At 70.6% G+C, this 6,831-nt stretch carries 7 protein-coding genes and 1 pseudogene; 2 read left to right on the forward strand and 6 right to left on the reverse strand.

From position 1 onward, the window contains the following. The 4 genes and pseudogenes from ACR2JA_RS15695 to ACR2JA_RS15710 form a co-directional block, all read right to left on the reverse strand. Window positions 1–848: pseudogene (locus ACR2JA_RS15695) on the reverse strand (hypothetical protein); the annotation flags it as partial. Window positions 849–909: 61 nt separating this feature from the next. After that, complete coding sequence (locus tag ACR2JA_RS15700; protein WP_434010013.1) at window positions 910–1,488, reverse strand: RNA polymerase sigma factor; 579 nt, start codon at window positions 1,486–1,488, stop codon at window positions 910–912. Between the two features lie 21 nt (window positions 1,489–1,509). Beyond that, entirely contained in the window at window positions 1,510–2,373 is an 864-nt protein-coding gene (locus ACR2JA_RS15705; protein ID WP_434010014.1) for a hypothetical protein, read from the reverse strand. A 114-nt stretch (window positions 2,374–2,487) separates the two neighbouring features. Then, window positions 2,488–3,420 (reverse strand): LysR family transcriptional regulator, encoded by a 933-nt coding sequence (locus ACR2JA_RS15710; protein ID WP_434010015.1) that lies wholly within the window; start codon window positions 3,418–3,420, stop codon window positions 2,488–2,490. Window positions 3,421–3,728: 308 nt separating this feature from the next. Here ACR2JA_RS15710 and ACR2JA_RS15715 point away from each other — a divergent pair, with 308 nt between their 5' ends. Both ACR2JA_RS15715 and ACR2JA_RS15720 read left to right on the forward strand, forming a co-directional pair. After that, the gene (locus ACR2JA_RS15715) at window positions 3,729–4,343 is read left to right on the forward strand and encodes a DUF4148 domain-containing protein (protein WP_434010016.1); all 615 of its coding nucleotides are present in this window, start codon (window positions 3,729–3,731) and stop codon (window positions 4,341–4,343) included. Window positions 4,344–4,455: 112 nt separating this feature from the next. After that, entirely contained in the window at window positions 4,456–4,839 is a 384-nt protein-coding gene (locus ACR2JA_RS15720; protein ID WP_434010017.1) for a hypothetical protein, read from the forward strand. Here the strand turns inward: ACR2JA_RS15720 and ACR2JA_RS15725 are convergent, their stop codons facing one another. Both ACR2JA_RS15725 and ACR2JA_RS15730 read right to left on the reverse strand, forming a co-directional pair. After that, complete coding sequence (locus ACR2JA_RS15725) at window positions 4,840–5,880, reverse strand: endonuclease/exonuclease/phosphatase family protein (RefSeq protein WP_434010018.1); 1,041 nt, start codon at window positions 5,878–5,880, stop codon at window positions 4,840–4,842. Beyond that, window positions 5,877–6,831, reverse strand: a 955-nt coding sequence (locus ACR2JA_RS15730; protein ID WP_434010019.1) for a substrate-binding domain-containing protein, incomplete at its 5' end; no start/stop codon positions are given. The genes ACR2JA_RS15725 and ACR2JA_RS15730, both read right to left, overlap by 4 nt.

Below are 6,831 nucleotides of genomic sequence, written 5' to 3' on the forward strand. Positions count from 1 at the left end.
GCCGACCGCGCGGCGGCGGGGGCTTCGGTGCGCGGTGCTTCCGCCAGCGAGGGTGCGGTGGCGGGGGCCGCTGCCCGGGCGGGCGACGGCGCTGGCGCCGCAGCAGCGGCGGGTGCAGGTGCCGCGGGTGAGGGGGCGGTGGCAGCCGCCATGCGCTGGCTGGGCGCTGGCGCTTCGCTGCGGGCCATCGGCGCCGGCGCTGCGCCTGCCGTGGGCAGGGCAGCGGCGTCTGTGCCCGCGTCGGCGGTGGCCGTCTGGGGGGCGGGTGCTGGGCGGAGCGCCGTGGCTGGTGCCGACCTGTCGACCTGCGCAACCTGTGTGGCCTCTGTGGTCTTCTCGCGCTGGTCGGGCGGCGCCACGCGGGTGCGCGACGGCGTGGGGGGCGCCGGTTCGGTGCGGGGCATGGCCTTGGCTGCGGCGGCTGCTGGTACCGGTGCCGCTTCGGTGGTGCTGGATGCGGGTGGCGCCACAGCCGTGCCTTCTGCGGCGGCTGGGGCCGGCGCAGCCGCTGGCGCGCCGGCAGGCGCAAAAACGGGTGCGCGCGGTGCGGTGCCAAAGGCCACGTCGCGCTCGTCGGGCGTGCCGCGGTCGAACTGCAGGGCCAGCAGGCCCACCAGGCCGAGCACCGCCAGGCTGCCCAGGGCGCGCAGTGTCCAGGCGCTGTCGTTGGCCGCGGGGGCCCCGCGGGGGCTGGCGGGCGTCTGGGCGTTCAGCGTGGCCTGCGCGCGTGCCTGGGCCAGCACGCGTTCGCGCAGCGCCGGGGCGGGCCGCGCGCTGTCCATTGCGTTGGCTTCCTGGTAGCGCTGCAGCAGTCGGTCGTCCGGGCGGGCGTCGGTTGGGTCGCTCACTGGATGATCCTCCGTGCTGCGCACTGCGGCGCTGAGCGCCTTGGGGACGGCCTGGCGGCGCTCATGCATGCACCTCCAGGGTTTCGCGCAGGCGGGCGCGGGCGTAGCGCAGGCGGCTTTTGGCGGTCTCCTGCGCCACGCCGGTGGCCTGCGCGATCTCGGCCAGGCTCAGCCCGCCCTCGGCCTGCAGCAAGAAGGCTTCGCGCTGCGCCGCGGGCAGCTCGGCCAGCGCGTCCAGCAGCGCCTGGGCCTGTTCGCGCGAGCTCAGGCGCCGCTCGGGACCAAAGCCCGATTCGGCGGCCAGGGTCTCGGCCAGCGCGGCGCCGTCTTCGGTGTCGGCGTCCAGGCTGGTGTGGGGCTTGTGGGTGCGCCAGTGGTCCACCAGGCGGTGGTGCGCCAGGGTGAACAGCCAGGTGCGGAACTTGGCGCGCGGTTCGTACTGTGGCGCGTGGCGCACCAGCGTGAACCACACGTCTTGCACCAGGTCGTCGGCCAGGCTGGCGTCGGGCAGGCTGCGCCGCACGAAGCGCCACACCGGCAGCGCGTGGCGGTCGTACAGGGTTTCGAAGGCACGCGCGTCCCCGGCTGCAAAGGCTTGCATCAGGTGTTCGTCCGAAGGTTCGCTGGCCGCGCCGGTCATGCGGGGATTATGAAAGCCACCTCATTGAGGATCGGGCACATAGCCCGGCTGCGGGGGCGCCGGGAACGGGTTCGGGCGCGGTGGCTGTTGGCGTGGGTTGATGACGCCCATGGCGACCAGGTTCTCGTGGCTGTCGTAGCGGATGCGGATCAGGTCGTCGGGGCGCGCGCTGCGGCGCTCGAAGGTGGTGTGGCCGACCCAGGCGTCCTCGCGTTCGCCGTGGCCGGTGCCCAGGCGCGGGGCCGTGGAGCGGGCTGCGCTGTCCTGCGCCGCGGCGGGGGCGTCGGCGGGTGCCGGGGCCGCTCCGGCGGCTTCGCTGCGCGCCAGGCGTTCGCGGCTGGCGTGGGGGCCGTGCGGGCCGTAGGGGAGCGGTTCGGGCCGCTGTTCGGGCTCGGGCACTGTCACCGGTTGCACCTTTTCCCTGAACACCGCCACCCCGATCACGCCCACATGGTCCGGGTGGCCGGTGCGCGCGGCGTACGAGGCGGGTGCTGCGGTGAAGTGGAAGGCCGCGACCTCGCTGCTGCTCTTGCGCCAGCCGTGGATGTCGTACTGCTGCCAGGGCGAGAGCACGTAGCCCGTCTGGTCCAGCGCAGCGGTTTCACCCGAGATCACGTTGACGCCGTCGACCGAGACCACCGTCATCACACGCGCGCCGGTGGTGTTGCGCACCGACACCGCGTAGCGCGCGCCGGGCCGTCCGGCCACCCAGTGTTCACCCCGGTGGCGGTGGACCTGCAGGGTTTCGCCGCTGTCGCGGTCGACCACCTGCACGTCGGCCAAGCGGCCCACGGCTTGGGCGGACAGGGCGCTCAGCAGGGCGGTGGCCGCGATGCTGGTCAGGGCCAGGCGGTGCAGGCGGGGGCTCGGGCGGTGAGAGGTCATGTCGGTTCCAGAGAAAGTGAGGAACCGACTGAAACGAATGGCTCGCCCCAATGGGGTTGGGCCGCCCCGGTTTTTTTGAGTAACAGGATGTCAGCGCGCTGGCGTTCGCTGGGCTCAGCAGGCGTCGCAGGCCGCCAGCGCGTTGGCCACGCCCACCTGGGTCTGCTCGCTCAGGTAGTCCAGGAACACGCGGGTGCGCTGCGGCAGGAACTTGCGGCTGGGCAGCGCGGCGTAGAGCGTGAAGCGGCCGGTGATCCAGGGGCTGAGCACCCGCACCAGGGTGCCGCTGGCCAGGTGCGGTGCGGCCAGTTCCACCGCCGTCGCCGTGATGCCGGCGCCGTCCAGGGCGGCGCGCATCAGCGTGTCGTTGTGGTTGGACCAGAGCGCGGGCACCACGTCCACCTCCACACGCTCGCGGTCGTTGTCGGCGCGGAACAGCGTCCAGTGGCGCTGGCGCAGGCTCTCGGGTTTGGTGCGCAGGCAGTCGTGCTGCAGCAGGTCGGTCGGGGTCTGCGGCGCGCCCCGGCGGGCCAGGTAGCGCGGCGAGGCGACCAGGATGGCCTCGGTCTCGTTGATCTTGCGTGCGATCACGTTGGCGTCGAAGCCGGCGCTGGTGCCCAGCAGGGTGATGTCGTATTGCTCGATCTGCGGCTCGCGCTGGGTGTCGACCTCGATGTCCAGCTGCACGCTGGGGTAGCGCTCGTGGAAGCCCGCCACCAGCGGCGCCACCACGTGGGTGGCCAGCGCCGGTGGGGTGAGCACGCGCAGCACGCCCGCCAGTTCGCGGGTGTGCGAGCTGACCAGGGCGTCGGCCTCTTCCAGGTCCTGCAGCAAGGGGCGCACCCGTTCCAGGTAGGCCTCGCCCGCGTCGGTGAGCGACTGGCGGCGCGTGGTGCGCTGCAGCAGCCGCGTGCCCAGGTGGTCTTCGAGGTCGGCCACCAGACGCGTGACCACGGCGGGCGACATGTCCAGCGCACGCGCCGCGGCCGCGAAACCGCCTTCGTCCACCACCCTCAGAAACACGCGCATCGAGTTCAGTCGGTCCATGGTTTTTCCGCTTCTGGCTTTGATTGTTGCTGAATACGAAATATATCAACGACAAACAGGCTGTTTTTCTATTGAAAGAGAAATTTTAAAGTTCACCCCATCGCAGCGCAGTTCCCTCCTACAGCGCTTCGATGCCGGTCCTCCCACCGGGTGTCTGCCCACTGCCGCCGCCGTGCTGAAACACAGCGAAAAACAGCGATACGGCGATGAGACGACACCCAGGCGCCAGGTCGGCACGATGGCCCTGCCCTGCGTTGTGTCCCTGTTTTGTTTGTTTTTTTGTTCGTCGTCACTGAAAGGACTTCACCATGAACCGCCAAGTTGTTTCCGCCATTGCCCTCGCCGTTGCCGCCCTGTCCGCTGGTCAGGTGCTGGCCCAGGACGCCGCCCCCAAGACCCGTGAGCAGGTGCGTGCCGAACTGCTGCAAGCCCAGCGCAACGGCGACATCATCGTCAACGCCGAAACCGGCCAGACCGCCCGCGACATGTTCCCGGACCTGTACCCCCAGAGCGCTTCGGTGGCCGGCAAGACCCGCGACCAGGTGAAGGCCGAGCTGGCCGAAGCCATCCGCACCGGCGACATCGTGGCCGACGGCGAAACCGGCCAGAAGCTCAACGAGCAGGCGCCGCACCGCTACGCCGCCACCGCCGTGGCCCAGGGCAAGACCCGCGCAGAAGTCAAGGCCGAGCTGGCCGAGGCGATCCGCAACGGCGACCTGGTCGCCAACACCGAAACCGGCACCACCTACCGCGAGATGTTCCCCGGCCGCTACCCGGCCGCCAGCACCCTGGCCCAGGGCAAGACCCGCGAACAGGTGAAGGCCGAACTGGCCGAAGCCCGCCGCACCGGTGACATCGTGGCCGACGGCGATTCGGGCAAGAAGCTCAACGAGCTGTACCCGAACCGTTTCCGCGCCAACTGATTTCGCGCACGGTTGTCTCCTCGGTCTTCACAGCCCGGCCGCCTCACGGCGCCGGGCTTTTTTCATGGGCGTTGCATCCCCTCTGGTACAAAGCCGGCAACAGGAGCCACCCATGAGCGTTTTCAAGAAAGTCGTGCTGTTCACCGGCCCCGACGGTCGTGCAGCCTTCCGCGAAGAGTCCGTCGAACTGAGTGAGGGCACGCCCGCGGCGCGGCTGTCGCCGCTCATGCCGTCGGGCGGCCTGCAACTGCGCGAGAGCCCGGTGGGTTTTCGCAGCCAGTTCCACTGCACCGGCGCGCCGCAATGGCTGTTCGTGCTCCAAGGACAGATGGAGATCGGCCTGCAGGACGGCAGCTCGCGCACCTTCGGCCCGGGCGATCATTTCTATTCGGCCGACACCCTGCCCGAGGGCGCCACCTTCGACCCCGCCGTGCACGGCCACTGGAGCCGGCAGGTGGGCGACGAACCGCTGGTGACGCTGTTCGTGCGGGGCTGATCAGGCGGCCGGCTCTTCGAGCCGCAAGCGCAGCAGGGCGCGCACAAAGCCGTGGTCGCTGCGGCTGCGGTCGCGGCCTTCGAACAGGTGGTCGTTGAACACCTCGACGCGCCGCACGTCGCCGATGGCGCGGCGGCTGCTGGCCACGAATTCTTCGCTCACGAGCACCTGGTCCAGCACCTCGGGGTAGCCCTGGTGGATGTGGGAAAAGGCCACGTCGCGGCGCAGTGCGCCTTCGCCCTGCACGTCCCACGCGCTGTAGAGCGCGCTGTCGCGGGCGCCTTTGTCGTAAGCCACTTGCGAGGTGGCGGCGATCAGCTGGGTGGTCACGCTGTGCGGGCTGTCGTTGAGGTCGCCCATCACGACCAGCGGCAGGCGCGTGCGGTGCAGCAGCTCCACCACCTTCAGCCGCAGCGCCAGCGCTTCGCCCGCTCGCATGATGAGCGAGCGCAGCGTGGCGACGGCCTGCACGGCCGGGTCGTCTTTGTCTTCCAGCGCGTTGCCTTGCGCATCTTGCAGAAACTTGGGGCGCTTGCTTTTCAGGTGGGCGGTGATGACGGCAATGTCTTGCCCGTGCTTCATGCGCAGCGTGGCCAGCAGGGGCGGGCGTTCGAATCGGGTGTGCGCGCCGATGCCCGGTACCTGCACCACGGCAGCGGCGGGGAAATCGACCAGCGACTGAACCGATTCGACCTTCAGCCGGGTGACGATGCCCACGCGTGGCGTGCCTTGCGCGCCGTGTTGCCCCGGGCCGTTTTCCGCGCCCGGCACGCCTACAAAGCCGTACTGCAGGCCGCTGCGCGCCACCGCCGCGCGCAGGGCCAGCTCGTCCCACACCTCCTGCACCACCAGCACGTCGGCGTTGAGCGCCTTGAAGCGCTCACCCAGCCAGTCGGCCTTGCGGTCGAACTCGTGCTGGCTGTAGGGGTCCTGGCCTTCGTAAAACGAACGGCCCGGCTGCGCCAGGTTGAGCACGTTGGCGGTCGCCACCATCAGGGTGGCGAAGCGGGGCGGTGCGTCGGAAGTGGGGCGGTCGTTCATGTGGGGGCTCCTTCAAAGGCTTGTGACCAGGGCGTGACGCTGCCGGCCGCGCGCGCGTCGTAGCCGGGCAGGGCGTTGATGCCGGAGCGCAGCGCCGGGTCGGCCAGCAGGCGCAGCAGGGCCTGGGCCACCGGGTGGTCCAGCGCGGCGCGGTGGCAGACCAGCACATAGCGTTCGGTCACCAGGGGCATGAAGTCGAGCTGGAAATAGCGCGCGGGCCGTTCCAGGCCGAAGCCCACATCGGCCAGGCCGCTGGCCACACAGGCGGCCACCGCGGCGTGGGTGGCCTCGCTCTGTTCGTAGCCGCGGATGCGCTGGCTGGAAATGCCCTGGTCCTGTAGCAGGCCGTCGAGCAGAAAGCGCGTGCCCGCGTCGGCCGGGCGGTTGATGAAGCGCACCTCGTCGCGCGCGAGGTCGGCCAGTTCGTAGACCTTCTTGGGGTTGCCGGCCGCCACCATCAGGCCCTGGCGCCGGGTGGCGATGTCGATCACCTGCAGGTCATCGCCCTGCAGCCACTGGCCCAGGTGGGCCAGCATGCGACCCTGCTGCGCGCCCGTCGGCACGTGCACCCCGCAGGCGTCGCACTGGCCGTCGCGCAGCGCGGCGGCCGCGGCGGTGCTGGTGGCGTAGCGCCGCGCCACCGGCTGGCCGTCGGCCATCAGCGCTTCCAGCAGCTTCTCGATCGAAAAACCGTGGCTGGCGTGGATGCGGAAGGCGTCGGGCGCGTCGGACGAGGTGATGCGCTGGATCTCGCTGCGCAGTTCGGACGCCACCGAATCGAGCACCGGCTGCAGGCGGGCGCGGATGCGGTGGTCGGCCCAGACCAGCTTCTCGGCTAGCGGCGACAGGGTGGAGCCCTTGCCACGTTCCATGTGCAGCAGCGTGGTGTTGAACAGGGTCTCGCCGCTGCGCACCAGGTCCCAGCCGTGGCGGTACGACAGGCCCATGGCC

It is taken from the genome of Hydrogenophaga sp. (assembly GCF_051007235.1).
Lineage (GTDB): Bacteria > Pseudomonadota > Gammaproteobacteria > Burkholderiales > Burkholderiaceae_C > Hydrogenophaga.